12 protein-coding genes and 2 pseudogenes are annotated in these 16,453 nt (G+C 61.3%); 5 read left to right on the plus strand and 9 right to left on the minus strand.

The window, feature by feature from the left end; translation table 11 throughout:
- Positions 1-66: 66 nt before the first annotated feature.
- The 3 genes from FN060_RS18375 to FN060_RS18385 are packed head-to-tail and all read left to right on the plus strand — an operon-like array spanning position 67 to position 5,479.
- Positions 67-2,196 carry a cellulose biosynthesis cyclic di-GMP-binding regulatory protein BcsB gene (locus FN060_RS18375; protein WP_183949796.1) on the plus strand — a complete coding sequence of 710 codons (2,130 nt, stop codon included), beginning with the start codon at positions 67-69 and terminating at the stop codon, positions 2,194-2,196.
- On the plus strand, positions 2,193-3,242 hold the full coding sequence (locus FN060_RS18380) for a family 8 glycosyl hydrolase (RefSeq protein WP_425312185.1): 1,050 nt from the start codon (positions 2,193-2,195) through the stop codon (positions 3,240-3,242). Before FN060_RS18375 ends, FN060_RS18380 begins: the two co-directional genes overlap by 4 nt.
- Entirely contained in the window at positions 3,233-5,479 is a 2,247-nt protein-coding gene (locus FN060_RS18385; RefSeq protein ID WP_342345189.1) for a tetratricopeptide repeat protein, read from the plus strand. Before FN060_RS18380 ends, FN060_RS18385 begins: the two co-directional genes overlap by 10 nt.
- Before the next feature lie 100 nt (positions 5,480-5,579).
- Here FN060_RS18385 and FN060_RS18390 read toward each other — a convergent pair.
- A pseudogene (locus FN060_RS18390) lies at positions 5,580-5,872 on the minus strand (substrate-binding domain-containing protein); the annotation flags it as partial.
- Here FN060_RS18390 and FN060_RS23185 point away from each other — a divergent pair.
- Positions 5,873-6,417, plus strand: a pseudogene (locus FN060_RS23185) (hypothetical protein); the annotation flags it as partial.
- 550 nt (positions 6,418-6,967) lie between these two features.
- On the opposite strand, the gene FN060_RS18400 reads toward FN060_RS23185, so the two are convergent.
- The 8 genes from FN060_RS18400 to FN060_RS18435 form a co-directional block, all read right to left on the minus strand.
- Positions 6,968-7,882 carry a TIM barrel protein gene (locus tag FN060_RS18400; RefSeq protein ID WP_142589418.1) on the minus strand — a complete coding sequence of 305 codons (915 nt, stop codon included), beginning with the start codon at positions 7,880-7,882 and terminating at the stop codon, positions 6,968-6,970.
- 36 nt (positions 7,883-7,918) lie between these two features.
- Positions 7,919-8,668, minus strand: coding sequence for a glycerophosphodiester phosphodiesterase family protein (locus FN060_RS18405; protein WP_142589420.1), 750 nt, complete (start codon positions 8,666-8,668; stop codon positions 7,919-7,921).
- Positions 8,669-8,701: 33 nt separating this feature from the next.
- Positions 8,702-9,583 (minus strand): ABC transporter permease, encoded by an 882-nt coding sequence (locus FN060_RS18410; protein ID WP_142589422.1) that lies wholly within the window; start codon positions 9,581-9,583, stop codon positions 8,702-8,704.
- Positions 9,584-9,594: 11 nt separating this feature from the next.
- Entirely contained in the window at positions 9,595-10,521 is a 927-nt protein-coding gene (locus FN060_RS18415) for an ABC transporter permease (protein ID WP_077548212.1), read from the minus strand.
- 10 nt (positions 10,522-10,531) lie between these two features.
- Positions 10,532-11,470 carry an ABC transporter ATP-binding protein gene (locus FN060_RS18420; protein ID WP_142589582.1) on the minus strand — a complete coding sequence of 313 codons (939 nt, stop codon included), beginning with the start codon at positions 11,468-11,470 and terminating at the stop codon, positions 10,532-10,534.
- A 48-nt stretch (positions 11,471-11,518) separates the two neighbouring features.
- Complete coding sequence (locus FN060_RS18425; RefSeq protein WP_142589424.1) at positions 11,519-12,517, minus strand: ABC transporter ATP-binding protein; 999 nt, start codon at positions 12,515-12,517, stop codon at positions 11,519-11,521.
- 111 nt (positions 12,518-12,628) lie between these two features.
- Positions 12,629-14,263 carry an ABC transporter substrate-binding protein gene (locus FN060_RS18430; RefSeq protein ID WP_142589426.1) on the minus strand — a complete coding sequence of 545 codons (1,635 nt, stop codon included), beginning with the start codon at positions 14,261-14,263 and terminating at the stop codon, positions 12,629-12,631.
- Positions 14,264-14,382: 119 nt separating this feature from the next.
- Positions 14,383-15,093 (minus strand): HAD family hydrolase, encoded by a 711-nt coding sequence (locus FN060_RS18435; protein WP_142589428.1) that lies wholly within the window; start codon positions 15,091-15,093, stop codon positions 14,383-14,385.
- 172 nt (positions 15,094-15,265) lie between these two features.
- Here FN060_RS18435 and FN060_RS18440 point away from each other — a divergent pair, with 172 nt between their 5' ends.
- The gene (locus tag FN060_RS18440) at positions 15,266-16,201 is read left to right on the plus strand and encodes a sugar-binding transcriptional regulator (protein ID WP_142589430.1); all 936 of its coding nucleotides are present in this window, start codon (positions 15,266-15,268) and stop codon (positions 16,199-16,201) included.
- Positions 16,202-16,453 lie beyond the last annotated feature (252 nt).

The following is a 16,453-nucleotide window of genomic DNA, read 5'->3' on the forward strand; positions in this document are numbered from 1 at the left end:
GATCGGGACAAAGCTGTTCCGCCCGCGACCGCAGCCAGGACGCCTGAACCGGCGCGGCGCTTCCTTTTGTCAGCCGAGACCCTAGCCCTCACGGGTGAGTTTGCCCGAAGCTCCTGGGCGATCTATCTGACGGCCGAACAGGCACAAGCAGGGCATTCGGTGACCTTGAGCTATCAAAACGCCATCGTAGTAGCTCCCGAAACCTCCAGCCTTACGCTTTTCATCAATAACCGCCGGATCGGCGAGGAGAATATAAGCGCGAGCAATGGCACCAAGTCGATCACTTGGACCATCCCTGACGGTGTGTTGCGGGCGGGAGGTAATGATCTCGATCTCGTGGTCAGTCAGAGACACCGCACCGACTGCGACATCCGCTCAACTTACGATCTCTGGACGGAAGTAGACGGTGCAGGCAGCTATCTTGAATTTAGGCCCTATCTGAAAGCCACCACATCGGCGGTGGAAGCTGTTCAAGCCCTTGGCGCTGACGCAGAAGGCCGGACACGGTTTCAGATGATAGTGCCCTCCCTGGGCGCGCTGGAACAGGTTGCCCCGCTGTTGCGGGTGTCGCAGGCCCTTGCTGTCATGAGTGGCATGCCGAACCCGGAATTTGCGTTCCAGCCCCGGATCGAGGCCGAAGCCGCGTCTCCAGGACAGATGACCGTTGCCATAGGGACAGCGGCAGATTTGGAAGAAATACTGACAGGGCTTCCACCTGGCGCCGAAGCCGGCCCCGTGACCAGCGTCCTGCCGTCGACAGATGGTACGGGTTCTATGATCGTCATTACCGGTCCGACATGGTCGGATGTTGGACGGGCGATCGACACGTTCAGCGCGCCTGTGCTTCGTCCGCTCACGGCGCGCAGGGAATCTCTTACGACTGACCGGTGGCATCGCCCGAATGCGCGTTTTGTATTCGGCGGTGAGCGCCTTTCCCTATCCGAGCTTGGGATTCCCTCTACTGAGTTCTCAGGCCGACGCTTCCGCTCCAGCTTCAATATTGCACTGCCCTCGGATTTCTACGCCGGCGCATATGGGGAGGCGGTACTGTATCTCGATGCGGCCTATAGTGGTTCGGTTACCGCCGGCAGCCAGATCAATATCTACGTGAACGGCAACATCGCATCGACCGTGCCGATCACGGAGGAAGGCGGCGGAATACTTCGCCAGGCGCCCATCCGGATCACAATGCGGCATCTCCGGCCCGGATTGAACCGTATCGACATGGAAGCTGTATTGATCGCCGAGGCGGATGCCATTTGTGCGCCTACCAGCGACTCGTCGCCGGAGCCGCGTTTTGCCCTGTTCGATAGCTCGTCTTTCTATGTGCCCAAATACGCTCGCCTTGGCCAGACCCCCAATCTGGCGGGGTTGTCGGGGACGGGGTTCCCATATAGCCGGCAGGAGCAGCCGACTGCACTTTTCCTCGACCGGATCCGCGAGGAGACGCTCTCCGCGGCTGCCAACATTTTAGGCAAGATGGCACAGGTTGCCGGGACGCCTATCGCTGTCGAGCCGGTTTCGGCCGCCAATGCCGTTGGCGCGCGCCACGCAATCTTCGTCGCACGCGCTGACCAGATCCCGGCAAATGTGCTGGCGCAACTCAACCTGAACCAGGAGCTCGCCTCCAGTTGGCGACCGGCCACCGACCAGGATCTATCGAGCATGGACAGCCCAGTGTCGCTCGATGATTGGCGTGAGCGAATGGAGGGCGGGACGGTTGCGCAACGGATTTCGGCAGCCAGAGCCTGGCTGCGAGAGAAGCTGGACTTCACAGAGGGAGCTCTTCGGTTTCTGCCAGGGTCAGAAACTGCTTTCACGCCGGAGATGGAGGACGACCTTCTCCTGGCTCAGGGTCCAGCCCTGAACGGGGCCGGGATCTGGACCGTGCTGACTGCCCCGGAAACACAGGACTTGGCTCTCGCGTCCGGTGAGCTCGTTCGCCAGGACATATGGCAACAGGTGGAAGGGCGGGCTTTCAGTTATTCGAGAGCCCGCAACGAGGTGCGAGCGGTGGAAGCCCGCAATCTCTCCTTTCTCGCACCGGTGGACAACACGTTCAGCAACTATCGCCTGATCGCCGCAAATTGGCTCTCCACCAATCTGCTTTCATATGCTGCGGCAATTGTCATATTGTCCTGCCTTCTGGGCTTGACTACCGCCAGCCTGCTGAGGTGGCTGGGGAGGCAGCAGTGACAAGATCCAAACTAGTCACGCTCTTGGTCGCAATGAGCCTAATCATCTCTGCGTCTCCCGCCGCCTCCGAGCAAGGATCCGTAAGCGCAGGCTTCTGGGAGAGCTACAAGACCCGCTTTCTGGACAAGACTGGCCGCATCATCGACAATGGAAATGGCGGCATCAGCCATAGCGAGGGTCAAGGCTATGGGCTCCTGCTTGCGTTTCTCGCGAATAGTCCTGCCGACTTCGAGCAGTTATGGACATTCACCAGAACGGAACTTTTGATCCGCGCCGATGGCTTGGCAGCCTGGAAGTGGGATCCTAATGCCAAACCCCATGTAACCGATCTCAACAATGCTTCCGACGGGGATCTTCTGATCGCCTATGCGCTGGCAATGGCCGGAGCCGCCTGGGATCGGCAAGACTATCTCGGCGCTGCCGCAGCGATCGCGCGGTCTATCCTCGACAAGCTCGTCGTCGAGCGTGGCGGGCGGATCATCCTTCTGCCTGCCGCGGAAGGGTTTGACACGGACGAACGCGCTGATGGTCCCGTGATCAATCCCTCCTACTGGATTTACGAGGCGTTCCCGGTCATGGAGATCCTGGCACCTTCCGATCGTTGGAAACGCCTGCAGGAGGACGGGCTAGCCCTTCTTTCGATGATGAGGTTCGGCCCGCGCAATCTGCCCTCCGAATGGGTAAGCCTCGCACGCCAACCCAAGCCGGCGGAAGGGTTTCCGATCGAGTATGGTTACAATGCCATTCGCATCCCCCTCTACCTGCTGCGCGCGCCGTTAGACAGACGTCAACTGGCGCAGCAATTGCAGAAGAATGCTACACTGGAGGACGGCCAGGTTGGGATATTCGATCTCTCCAGCGGTGATGTGAAGGAGCCTCTCGACGACCCGGGTTATCGTTTCGTTAACCATATTCTGGCCTGTGTGGAAGCCGGCACGAGCGTGCCTGCCGCCGAACAAGAGCTGTCGTCCGAGCTTTACTACCCGGCGACCCTGCATCTGCTCGGCCTGGCCTATGTCGTGGAGAAACACCCCTCGTGTCTGTAAAGCTGCCCGTGATGATGGTTACAGCTACGCTGGTCGCGGGTCTCTACGTCACGCAGTCTGACCAGACGTTTCTGATCCGGCGAGCTTCCTCTGACGCGGAGGGGGAAGGCGGCGCATCTCGGGTGGAACAGAACGCATCCACTGCGCAAAATGATGGTGTTCATCTGGCGGACGCTGCCCGAGACATCAGGTCTCTGCAACAGGGCCAGCGCACGACCGAGCGCTTGACCCCATCGTCTCCCATTACGCCTTTCCAGCTCTCGCAACTTGATCACCCAGATTTGGCGTTGGAAGAGACTAGCGACGGGAACACGGAAGACGACCAGTCCTTACAGGTCGATGAATCGGCGCTTCGTTACTTTGCCGCACAGGGCGATGAGAAGAGACTGGCCGCGGAGATCGCCCGGCTGCGCCAGCTTTATCCGGACTGGACACCACCTGAAGATCCTCTCGCCGTGCCTCAAAACGCTGACAGCCAGCTTGAGGCGATGTGGCAGCTTTATGCACAGGGCCGCTATCCGGAAGTCCGAAAGCTGATCGTAGAGCGACAGGTGGCCGATGCCGATTGGGACCCGCCAGGTGATCTGCTGGAGCGCCTGGCGATCGCCGAAGCGCGCAGCCGACTGGTGAACGCATCAAACCTCAAGCAGCACCAGACCGTGATCGACGTGGGGGCTTCAAATCCTGCCTTGCTCAACTGCAGCGAGGTGGATGTACTCTGGCGGGTTGCCGAGGCTTTCGCCAATACGGAGCGCCCCCAGCGGGCAGTGGATGCATATTCCTACATCCTGTCCAACTGCACGGATGCCGGCGAGCGGATGGCTACCGTCCAAAAGGCCGCAACAGTCCTGCCCTACAGCCAAGTCGATCCACTTCTGGCGCTTGAGAAGCCGACCGAGGGTGGCGGTGGTGAGTTCGACAGCATCCGCGACGACCTTGCCCGTCGCTTTGTCTCGGAAGCCAACGAGAAACCTGCACTTGAGATTGCGCCGGAGCACCTGGAACGGCTGGCGGAACTGGCGAGCGGCAGAGGTGCGGCATCCGATGCTGTGCTCCTCGGCTGGTACCATCTGCGTCGAGACAATGCTGGCGAGGCCGAGAGATGGTTCCGCCTCGCACGGGAGCAGGAGGACAGTGCGGACGCCTCGCAAGGACTTGCGCTGGTGCTGCTTGAAGGCGGCAAGCCGGCCGACGCAGAGGCCGTTCTTTACAACTGGCGGGAGAATTCGGAGGAGACGATGGCGACCTATCTCGCCACGACAGCAAATCTCCTCGCCTTCGACCCGCCGCCCGCCATCACGGATGATGTGCTGACACGCATGGCTGAGACGGTTATGGACAAGCGCTACGCGCCGTCCGCGCAACAGTTCGGATGGTACGCCCGCGAGTTCGACCAACCGGAAACTGCCGCACAATGGTTCGAAACCGCCCTTCAATGGGCACCGGAAGACGAACCCTCTGCCTATGGGCTGGCGCTCACCCGGCAGCAACTGAATGATCAAATCGGGTTTCTAGAAGTTCACAGGGCATGGGCAGAACGATCTACGAGGATCAAGGATCTGGCCGTGACACCTTCGGCCTCCAGAACAGCTGACGAAAGGCCTGCACCTGCCCCGCCACAGGCTCCCAGCCGCCCAACACCCCCTAGCAAGGCGCGCACTGCAGCACCGCCAGCCCGAAATGTCGTCGGGGAGTCCTCTAACCTCACCGCAAGGTCTACCCGTCTCTCCTGCACGAGTCGTGTCGACGTGTCCCGTCTTAGCCCGGGCGCCGCATTGGCCAGGGGATGGTGCCTGATGGAGCTCAACCGCCCCTTGGAAGCCGCCGATAGTTTCGGCGTTGCGATCCGTAGCAACAACCATTCCGTCAGTGAGGATGCCGCTTACGGTCAGAGCCTCGCCTACTTGCGGCTGGGCCTAACCGATCGTGCAGCGGTCGCAGCGACAAGGGCACCGATGGGTCCTTCGCGAGCCCGCGAACTGCAGGCCTCGATACTCGCTGACCGCGCCGTCCAGGCCTTCCAGTCCCAGCGTTTTCGAGAAGCGCTGCTCTATCTCGACCAGAGGATGCAGGTACAGCAGGAACCTGTAGATCTGATGGTGCTGCGCGGTTACAGCTACATGAACCTCAACAGACCTCATGATGCACTACGCATCTTCGAGGCCGCAGCCGCCACAGGCAATCGCGACGCAAGCCGGGGACTTGCTGACGCCAAGGAAGCCGTCGGGCTGAACTGACCACCAAGTCCTCATATAACTCGCGCAAACGACGAGATGAACCACGGGCTGCTGAAGCAGATAGTCTCCCGAGCGGTCGACGCGAGCAATGAGCCGAGCTTTAAGCGTTGAGACGGGCGAACAGCGGCCCGTCCTGCATGTCGCGTGACGAGAGCGCTTCAAGAAAGGCGTGGACCGGTTCACGCTCCTGTCTCTCCGCGACCACCACAAATCATAGTGCTTCTCGGTCAACGGTATGAAGCCGAGGCCCCCTGCTCGTGCCACGGGAGCGATTGTAACGCCCCAATCGGCACGTCCCTTTTCGACTGCGGCAGCCACTGCGGTGTGCGAGCGGGGCTGGATCCAATAGCCGTCAGGGCGGGCCTGGCCGAGCAATTGGTCCATCAGGATGCGATGAAGCGCGGTGAACTGCGCTGGAGTGAGCGGGAGCGCGGCTGGGAGGTCTCCATCCCGTCTAACGCATTCAAGAACTCCGGCTCATCCTTCTTCGGGCAGAAGCCGTTTCGCCTGGTGCTGCCGGATCTGCTTGATCTCTACACCTATCTCAACGCCTACATAGAGCGACATCGGAAGGTGCTGCTGGGTCGCGCACCCGATCCGGGCACGCTGTTCGTCAAGACAGTAAAGACGACCAGCGTTGACGCCGCTTACAATCAGACGACGTTCTATGAGGCTTGGCGGCTGGCGATCCAGCGATACGGCATCTACAATCCGTACACCGGCCGCGGTGCCATCAGGGGACTGCTACCGCAGGCCCTCACAACGTCCGGGACGTGCTCGCCACCCACATCCTGAAGCAGACTGGATCCTACGAGCAGGCAAGCTACGCGATCCAAGATACGCCCGACGTCGTGTAGCAGCACTACGGACGCTTCCTGCCGCAGGACAAGGCAGCATTGGCAGCGCGGATCCTCAATCAGGTGTGGGAGGCAGCATAGCTTACCCGGAAGTAGGCCCTATCCGCGTCACGCAGTCAATTGGGAAGGTGTATACGCCTCGGCCGCTCCAACGATGGTCGTCACAGCCTTGACGAAATCGAAACCTCGACATGCCATTACTTCGGATGCAAACTCGCAGATAAATGCGCCAGATCAAGCACCTGGCGCAATGGGAATGTCCGGAAGGGGGCCGACAGCGGACTGTGTGCTTCCGCGGTGGGATTTCGAGCAGCCGACTTCGGCTCGGAAATGCGGGGGCGCGAAACGGAAATCATTTCCGCTGTGAGACACTCTATGCGCCCCCCTTATTAACCTCCCACGAAAACGCGTGCTTGAGCATCGATCTGCAAGCGTTCGTTGGTATCTGCTCAGTTCATGCCCCCGTCCGGTCCTCCCCCCCGCTCCTTCTCTCTCCAACGTCAATGCTCGGTGAGAAGCTGCTTGACGCGCGACGTAGGCCACGGCCAGCCCCTGCTGAGTAGAATTGGCGAGGAGACGCACCTTCGGAAGGGACGCGTCTTCTGTCCCGCATTGGATGAGCCGCTGCCTCCTATTCCGCTGCGATCGCCTTTTCGCGATTGTTCATCGCCATCAACCCGCGGGCTCGCTCGAGGCTTTCAAGCTGTTCCGCGCGGTACCGGGCACCGATCTCCATCATCGCAACCGTGCCTGGCAGGAACTGGAGTTCGCCGAAGATGCTCTCCCAGTCGATGTCGCCCCAACCGAGCGGCATATGCAGGTCGCCGATGCCCATGGCGGTGTTCTCCTGCGGGTGGAAACCTTTATAAAAGCCCTGTGGGCGTCCGAAGCTGTCATGCAGGTGCAGGTGGCCGGCGACAGGGGCCATGGCAGCGATCTGTTCGCGGAAATTCAGGCCGCGATAGGTCGACTCGATATAGGCGTGGCTGAAATCGATGAGGGCCACGACGTTGGGGTGGTTCACTGCCTTCACGGTTTCGGCGACCTCCGCAGGCGTCTGGCGATACTGACCCGGCTCGGTGGTGAAGATGTTTTCCAGCGCGATGCGCACGCCGTAGGGCTCGGCGAAGTCCGCCAGTTCCAGCAGGGCTTCGCGCTCGCAGATATCGGCTGCGGCGCGGTCGAAGATCTGGTCGGCCCGCAGGCAGCCGCCGTGCTGGACGAGGATGCGGGCATCGATCCGGTCGCAGATCTCGACCAACGCCTTGGCAGCATCGATCTGGTAACGGCATGTCACCGGATCCATGAAATTCGACGAGACAAGGCCGTGCACCGTGTAGCGGAAGTCGAACTTCTTCGTGAGAGCGACGACACGGTCAGCGCGATCCCTGATGATGCGCCCCCCAGCAATCAGGTCGAGTGTGGTCAGTCCCAGTTCGACCGTGTCTACACCGATTTCGGCAAGGGCGCGAAGGTCCGCTTCGAGGCTTTCCAGTTCGCCGTTGGTAGAGCCGGCATTGAAGCCGGTCGCGATGATATTGCTCATGATTGATCTCCAGGTGTTGCGTGACAACGAAGGGGTTCAGGCGGCGGAAGAGAGGGCCCGACGCAGATTGAGTGCAAGGTCGGGATTGTCGGAAGTGAGATGACCGATGCCGCGGTGAAGCCACTTCGTTATCAGCGTCTCGTCGTTGAGCGTCCAGACGCAAAGACGCTCGAGCGGCAGGCGACTGGAAACCAACTCCCATTCGGTATCCATCAGCTCGTGATGGATGGCGACAATGTCGACCAATCCGTCAACGCCGTCGATGAACGACCCCAAGCCGCCCTGCCTTTCGGCCCAGGCGGCGTTGACCGACACGAGACGCTGGATCTTCGGTGCGATGCGGCGGCAGTCTTCCAGCACAGAGACGTCGAAAGAGGTGAGATAGCTGCGCTGATCGAGCCCGCGGACCGCAAGTTCGGCAACAACTTTCTCCACAATGCCGGCATACGGCACGCCGTTCTGGTCGCTCTTGATCTCGACATGCAACGGCAGAGCTTCGCCCGTATCCAAGACATCAAGAACCTCGCCAATCGTCGGGATGGTCTCGTCACTACCCTTGAGCCGGGTGGCACGACGGGCGCTGGGCGAGAGCGCTCGCACCGGACCTTCGCCTTCGCTGGTGCGCTCCAGCGTCGCATCGTGGATGACGACGAGTTCGCCGGCGTCGGTCAGATGAACATCGAATTCGACGGCATCGACGCCCAGAGCCAGCACGTTGCGGAAGCCCTGGAGGGAATTCTCGGGCCAGAGATTGCGGGCGCCGCGATGGCCGGTAATGAAGGTCATGAGATCGGTCCTGATGTGTGACTTCCTGGTGGGTCAGCGAACGGTCGGGTCGAGCTTGTCCCGCAGCCAGTCGCCGACCAGCGAGATCGACAGCGTGGTGAGCATGATGACGAGCGCCGGCGCCAACATGATCCATGGTGCGCGCGTCAGATATTCTCGGCCGAAGCCGACCATGTTGCCGAGGCTGGTCTCCGGCGGCTGCACGCCGAGGCCGAGAAACGACAGACCACTTTCCATCAAGATAATCTCGGGAAATGTCAGCGTCATCGACACGATCAGCGTGGAGGCAACGTTCGGGAGGATATGGCGGAAATAGATCCTGAAGGGCGAAGCTCCGAGTTGCACGACCGCCGAGGCATAGCCTTGTGCGCTTGCCGAGATGGCCAGTCCCCGGGCGATGCGCGCGTAGCGTTCCCAGCCGTAGAAACCCATCAGGCAGACGATCAGCACCATGGAAGAGCCGAAGAAGGCGAGCACGGCAAGCGACATGATGAGGAAAGGCAGCGCTGCCTGGAAATCTGCCAGGACGAGCACGACATGCTCGACGACGCCGCGAAACTTCGCTGCGGCGAAGCCGAGCGCCGTTCCGAAGACGGCCGAGATGATCGTCGCGCTGAAGGCGATGACCAGCGAAACCCGGATGGACTGGATCAGACGGGCAAGCACATCGCGGCCAAGCTCATCGGTGCCGAGCCAATGCTTCGCATTGCCGGGTGCTGACAGCCGGTTGGTGAGGTCCATGGCGGTGATGCCATAGGGGCGAAGGTAGTCGGCGAAGATTGCGACAAGCAGCATGGCTGCCAGCCACAGGATGCCAAGCCCGATCGACAGCGGAACATTGCGACGGGGCGCTGCGACGAAGCCTGGCCGGCGGGTCGCGGGAGCATGGGGGCGGCCAATCTCTGCAGTGGTCATACCGTGTCTTCCTAATGAGCGTTCTGGTGACGGAGGCGAGGATCCAGCCAGCCATAGAAGAGGTCGACGATCAGGTTCGATATCACCATAGTGGCGGCGATCATCAGGAGGATGCACTGGACGACGGCGAGGTCCCGGTTGCTGACGGACACCACCAACAAACGGCCAATGCCGGGCCAGGAGAAGATCGATTCCACCACCACGGCGCCGGCGATCAGTGACCCGACCATGAAGCCGACAATGGTGATGATCGGAACTGCAGCATTGGGGAGAGCGTGGTTCCATACGACGTCCGACCACTTAACGCCTTTCGCCGACGCCGTGCGGATATAGGGCTGACCCATCACCTCGATCATCGCGCTGCGCGAGAACCGGGCTAGGATGCCGATACCGCCGATGCTCATGGTGATCGTCGGAAGCAGGCCATGGAGCCAGGTGTCCTGTCCACCGGAGGGAAGCAGACCGAGGCTTACCGAGAAGATCAGCACCAGCAGAAGACCCATGACAAAGGACGGGATGGTGAAGCCGAGGATAGCGAGAAGGATAACGCCTCTGTCGATCGCGCTCTGACGGTGAAGTGCGGCATAGACCCCGGCGGGAATGCCGATAAAGAGCTTCAGCAGCAGGGCCGGGATCGTCAGCTGGAGTGTCGCCGGAATACGTTCCAGTACCAGTCGCAAGGCGGAGGCCTTGTCCCGCATGGACACGCCGAAATCGCCGGTGAAGATCGAGTGGATGTAGGCGAAGTACTGAACCCACAGTGGCTGATCGAGACCCCAGGCGCGTCGGAAGGCGTCGACTGCCTCCTGCGGCACGTCGGGTCCGAGCATGACCTGCGCCGGATCGCCCGACATGCGCAGCACGATGAAGGCGAAGGTCACTACGGCGAGGATGGTGACGAAGGCACGCAGCAGGCGGATGAGGACGAAGCGGATCACAGACGTCTCCTCAGGCGGCAATCGGCGCATTCGCGCCTTCAACGAGGTGACAAGCAGCAGTGCGCCCGTCGCCAAGGGTCCGAAGCTCCGGCACTACGTTGCGGCAAAGCGCGGTCGCCAGTGGACAGCGGGGATGGAAGGCACAGCCGGAGGGCCGGCTTGCAGGGTTTGGCGGCTCGCCTTGAAGGATCATCCGACCTTTTAACGGCCGCCCCGGAACCGGCACGCTGGAGACGAGCGCCTGAGTATAAGGATGACGTGGCGAAGCGAAGATCACGTCAGAGGACGCCTCCTCCACAATCCGGCCCAGATACATGACCGCGACGCGGTCGGCGATATTGCGCACGACCTTCAGGTCGTGGCTGATGAAGACCATGGCGATGCCGTTGTCCTCCTGCAGGTCACGCAGCATGTTGACCACCTGCGCCTGGATCGAGACGTCGAGCGCGGAGACCGGCTCGTCGCAGACGAGCAGCTTGGGACGGGTAGCAAGCGCCCGGGCGATCACGGCTCTCTGTCGTTGTCCGCCGGACAATTCATGCGGATATCGGTCGGCCTGGTCGGAACGAAGACCAACGGCGGTCATCAGCGCCTCAACGCGCGCCATCCGCTCTTCCCTGGCCAGAACATCATGGATGTCCAGCGGCTCGCGGATCTGGGCCGCAATCGTGAGCCGCCGGTCGAGCGCGGCCAGCGGATCCTGGTAGACAAGCTGCATCTTTGCCCGCAGCGCACGCCATTCAGCGGTCCCGAGTGCTGGCATTTGCTCGCCCTCGAAGGTCACCGTTCCGGTCTGCGCAGGATCGATGCCGAGCAGCATACGGCCAAGTGTCGACTTGCCCGACCCGGATTCGCCGACGATGCCGAGGCTTTCTCCCGGCAGCACCTTGAGCGACACGCCGTCCACGGCTCGCACAGGGGTGACTTTGCCGAAGAGCCCCCGCCGCATCTCGTAGACACGTGTCAGTCCCTCGGCCTCAATGAGCGGAGCGGCCACCTAAACACCCTCCAACATTTTCTGGCGGACAGGCACAGTCTTGGCAAAAGGCACAGGATTGAAGCATGCCAGGTGCCGCCCGTCATCAAGCAGGTCTAGAGCCGGCCGTTGAAAATCGCAGGTGGCCGCCGCATGGGCACAGCGGGGCGCAAAGGCGCAGCCGGCAGTCAGATGCTTCGGATTGGGCACCGTGCCCGGGATCGGGATCAACCGGTCGCGCGGACCATCGAGGCGCGGAATCGCATCGAAGAGGCCGCGGGTATACGGGTGCCGGGGCTCCGAGAAGAGCTGCGCGATCGTGCCTTGTTCAACGATGCGGCCGGCATACATGACGCAAACCCGCTCGCAGACCTGCGAAACGGCGCCGAGGTCGTGGCTTATGAAGACGGTGGCCATCCCGGTCTCGGCGCGGAGCTGGATGAGCAGGTCGAGGATCTGCGCCTGGATGGTGGCGTCGAGCGCGGTCGTAGGCTCGTCGGCAATCAGCAGGTCGGGCTCGCCGGCGAGCGCCATGGCAATCATCAGCCGCTGGCACTGGCCCCCGGAAAACTCGTGGGGATAAAGATCGAAGCGGCGGCGGGCATCTGGAATGCCGACCATGTCCATGACCCGGAGTGCCTCTGCCCTCGCAGTTTCTCCTCGGAGGCCGCGATGAAGCGTGAGTGCCTCGGTGATCTGCCGGCCGATGCGGATGACCGGATTGAGCGAGCTCGACGGGTCCTGGGAGATCATCGCGATGCGCCCGCCGCGGACGTTCTCGAGCGCCTGGCGCGGCGTCCCGCACAATTCCTGTCCCTCAATGCGGACGGAACCGGATACTGTCGCCCTGCCGGGCAGGAGTCCCAGCGCCGCCAACCATGTAACGGATTTGCCGCAGCCGGATTCACCGACAAGGCCGAGTGCCTCTCCACGGCCGACCGCCAGATCGATGCCGTGCAGCACCTGGACGCCATCGAAGGCGACCTTCAGGTCGCAGATCTCGACGAGATGGTTGGACATTGCGTTCTCCTTCTTCAAGGCCTGATCGCACGCCAGGCTGGGCCTGGCCGCCACGGTTTTTTGGAAGGGAAGTCCGGCGAGCTTATCACCCGCCGGACAAAAACGAGACCGTTACATGGTCCAGTTGTTGGAGCGGAAGTCCATGGCGAAGGCGGGTGCTGCCTTCCACTTGAGCGAGGACTTCATACCGGTGAAGACGGCATTCTGGTGCAGGACCTGGTAGGCCGGGTCTTCGCGCTCGCAGATTTCCAGCATGCGGGCATAGGCCTTCTTGCGCAGCGCCCGGTCAGTGGAAGTCTCCAGCACAACCGACAACTCGTTCATCTCGGCGTTGGTCCAGTCCTTCTTCTGCTGCATCTCGCCGTTCGGACCGAACTGCGTGACCATCGGCGTCACCGGATCATTGATATTTGCCGAGGCCGACCAATCGCGCACGCCCTTTACGCCTTCCGGATCGTGGATCTGCGCCCAGTTCTCCTTCATCTGGATCTCGACGTTGAGGCCTACCTGCTTCCACATTTCGACCATGATTTGGCCGTTAGCGGTCTGGTTGGTGTAGTAATTATTGAGCAGGCGGAAGGGGATCGCATCGCCCTTGTAGTTGGCCTGCTTCAAAAGGTCTTGGGCGAGTTGCGGATTGTATTCCGGCACCTGCCAGCCATCGATGAACATATCCGTCGTCTTGAAGATGTCGAACTGCAGGCCGGCGGGAATGACGGTCTGGCCGCCCCACAGCGCCTCGACGATCGCCTGACGATCGATCGCGTGGGTCATAGCGCGGCGCACCAGCGGATCGGCAAGCACGGGGTTCTGCGTATTGAACACGGAAATGCGATGGTTGAGGATTGTCGAGCCCTGAACCTCGAAGCCCGATGCGGACTGGACGGACGCGATCTGGTCCGGCGGCAGGTCGCAGGCGAAGTCATATTCGCCCGACAACAGGCCGTTGACGCGCGAGGCGACTTCCGGGACCTCGACAAAGCGGATTTCTTCGAGCGGTGGGCGGCCGCCCCAGTATTCATCGAAGGCGACGAGCGTCAGCGAGACGTCCGGCTTGTATTCGGCGACCATGTAGGGGCCCGTGGTGATCGGCTTGCGCGCCCACTCGGTGTAGGAGGCAGCCTCGTCCCAGGCGCGACGGTTGGCGATCTGGCTACCATAGGCGTAGAGACGGCCTTCGAGCGTGACGTCGGGCGTCGTGTTGTGGAAGCGGACTGTGTATTTGTCGACAGCCTCGACGCCGGCGAGCGCCGGCCACAGACGGCGACCGATGCCAGGGACGGAAGCGGGCAGTTCCTTGGCGGTCGTCGGCTTGTGGTCATCGGCGAAAATCGTCTTGCCGCCCTTCGGCTCAGTCTCACCAAACACACGCTCCTTGGAGAAGGAGAAGACGACATCTTCGGCCGTCAACTCGTCGCCATTGTGGAACTTGACGCCCTGGCGCAGCTTCAGCTCGAGCGTCTTGTCATCGATGCGCTTCCATTCGGTCGCAAGGCCGGCGACGGGGCCTTGGTTCCCCATCCAGTCACGGTTGATCAAACCTTCCCAGAGGTTCGGGAAGAAGACCCGCTCCCCAACATTGGACTGCTCGTTCCAGACGCAGAGCGTATTGTTGTTGGTGATCTTCTGCACCGCTATGGTCACCGAGGGGCGCTTGCCCTGCGCGAAGGTCATGCGCGGAAGGATAAGGCTGCCGGTGGCGGCCCCGATAAGGCCGAGCGCGCCGCGTCGATTAATGGAAAGCATCGATAACCTCCTGGGTTGGATATTCGAGATGCGAGTTCTCCTGCGCTTCTCGAATGTCGGTTTGTTAATGGGCTAGTGAATTTTCGATGACGTGCCGCGGAGGCCGCGACGCGCAATGGTCAGGCCGGCACCGCAAGCGTCGGACCGAACTGCGAAGACACAGCGGAAGGGAGAAGCCCCTCGAGGGCTTTCTGGAGTTCGAAGGCACCTGTCGCGACTGTGACCGCCCCGGCCTCAGCCAATACACCTGGCCGGTTCGGACGCGGATCAGCGGGATCGACGAAGCCGATTGCGCGCATGCCGGCCGCCACGGCACCGATAATGCCGTGGGCGCTGTCGTCGATGACGAGGCAGCGGCTCGGATCGATGCCAAACTCACGGGCACAATGCAGGAAGAGATCCGGAGCGGGCTTCGGCGCCTCGACCATTTCGGCACTGAAGATATGCGGTGCGAAGTCGTGCCACAGATCGAGGAGGCCGAGGCTGTTTTGCAGGCGCTCAATACCGCTGTTCGAAGCGACGCATTTTGGAACCGACAAGGATCGGACGAGGGCAGGCATGCCTGTCATCGGAGAAAGCGAGCGCGCGAACTCCGGATACAGAGCAGTTCGAAGACCGGCAAAGACGGATGCGGGTTCTGCCAGGCCCAGTTCCTCGATACAGATTCGGTGCGCGTCGATCTCGGAATAGCCGGTGAAGCGACGATGCACCTCCGGCCGAGAAATTAAGACGCCGGCATCGTTGAGCGCCTTCCACAAGATGGCGGTCGCGACCGGCTCACTGTCGATCAGCACGCCATCGCAATCGAATATGAGAAGCTCTACAGTCATTCCGTTCCACTGTTTGTTCACACCCGACGTGATGCTTCCGACAAGGCAGACGCACCGGCATCGAATTGCTCTTCCGATCTGCTTGTGGACATGTGCCATTAGCCTCGGTGGTTGATGCAGCGTTCGTAGGTTACACATGTTACGCCAGTGTGACATTTGATCGGAGCGAAGCGTGGAAAGTCAGGAACTGATGGTGCGGGCGGCGTGGCTGTATCACGTTGAGGGGCTTACCCAGGCGCAGATTGGCGAGCGCATGAACCTCACGCGGCGGCGGGTGAATGAGCTGCTGGGCGAGGCGATGGAGAAAGGAGTCGTGCGCATCAGTTTCAACTCCTCGCTCGCGGAGAACATCGAGTTGGAGGCGCGGCTATGCCGCCGTTTTCATTTAGAACATGCGGTCGTGGCGCCGACGCCTTTGGATCCGGATCACATGCATGCCGTCATTGGCCGGGCCGCTGGCGGGTACCTCGATCGGCTGATCCAGAGCCGCAGGCCCAGCTCGATCGGCGTCGGCTGGGGCGCCACGTTACGCGAGACGGTGCATCATATGACAGCAACGAGCGAGCCGGAGATGCGCATTCGATCATTGATGGGTGGCCTGACCCGCGGCTCGGAGATCAATACCTTCGAGATCGTCCACAGCTTCGCGAAGGTGCTAAGCGCAAAGTGTCACTATTTCGCTGCGCCGATCTATGCGGGCAGCGAGAAGGCACACACCCAGATCATGGCCCAGCCGGTTTTCCAGGAATTCCTGCGCGAGGCGACGGCTGTCGATGTTTCCTTTTTGAGCGTCGGTGACGTGACCGGCAGGTCGTTGCAGGTACGCTATGGTCTTCCAGCACAGACTGACATCAGGGAACTCGTGGCCGCCGGCGCCGTGGGCGATCTCCTGGGACGGTACCTCGATGCCCAGGGTTGCCCGGTCGATCACCCGCTGAACCGCCAGGTGATTTCCCCCAACCTTGAGTCCTATCGCGCCATCCCTTTTCGCATCATCGCATCGGGTGGCCCCCATAAGCATGCAATCCTTCTTGCTGTGCTCAACGCACGGCTCGCAACCGCAGTCGTGACAGACGCGGATAGTGCTCGCTTTCTTTTGCGCGCATGATCCCATCCGGCAAAGCGCTGTGGCTCGCGGACTCGACCATTACATGAGGCGGCATTTTCGAATACGGACGGATACGCAATCGCAGACCTGTTTGGTCGTCGCCGTTGAACGTCGCAAATAGTGGCGACGTGAGGGGCCAAGCGATGTCTGCTTTTATGCAGATCAAACGATGGCTGTTGATTTCCACTGAGAGCTGACCCGGGGCAGCCTGATATTTCCATTGAGAATTGACCCATGTTTCAACCGTCCCTC

The sequence above is a fragment of the Pseudorhizobium halotolerans genome (assembly GCF_902153235.2).
Classification (GTDB): domain Bacteria; phylum Pseudomonadota; class Alphaproteobacteria; order Rhizobiales; family Rhizobiaceae; genus Neorhizobium; species Neorhizobium flavum.